Source organism: Burkholderia sp. Bp9140 (assembly GCF_003853425.1).
Taxonomy (GTDB): Bacteria; Pseudomonadota; Gammaproteobacteria; order Burkholderiales; family Burkholderiaceae; genus Burkholderia.
Window position 1 is genome coordinate 1 of record NZ_QTPQ01000125.1, and the last position, 581, is coordinate 581.

1 protein-coding gene is annotated in these 581 nt (G+C 63.7%); it reads left to right on the forward strand.

What is annotated here, in order from left to right; genetic code table 11:
* Positions 1-581, forward strand: a 581-nt coding sequence (locus DIE21_RS36895; RefSeq protein ID WP_185640794.1) for a 2-oxo acid dehydrogenase subunit E2, incomplete at both ends; no start/stop codon positions are given.

Sequence of the window (581 nt, forward strand, 5' to 3'; positions counted from 1 at the left end):
GGCGGCGGCGAGCTGAACCTGCTGCCGTGGCCGAAGGTCGACTTCTCGAAGTTCGGCCCGTTCGAGGCGAAGCCGCTGTCGCGCATCAAGAAGATCTCGGGCGCGAACCTGCATCGCAACTGGGTGATGATCCCGCACGTCACGAACAACGACGAAGCAGACATCACCGAGCTCGAAGCGCTGCGCGTGCAGCTGAACAAGGAGCACGAGAAGGCGGGCGTGAAGTTCACGATGCTCGCGTTCGTGATCAAGGCGGTCGTCGCCGCGCTGAAGAAGTTCCCGACCTTCAACGCAAGCCTCGACGGCGACAACCTGGTGTTCAAGCAGTACTACCACGTCGGTTTCGCGGCCGACACGCCGAACGGCCTCGTCGTGCCGGTGATCCGCGATGCGGACAAGAAGGGTCTCGTCGACATCGCGAAGGAAATGGCCGAGCTGTCGAAGGCCGCGCGCGACGGCAAGCTGAAGCCGGACCAGATGCAGGGTGGTTGCTTCTCGATCTCGTCGCTCGGCGGGATCGGCGGCACGAACTTCACGCCGATCATCAACGCGCCGGAAGTGGCGATCCTCGGGTTGTCGCG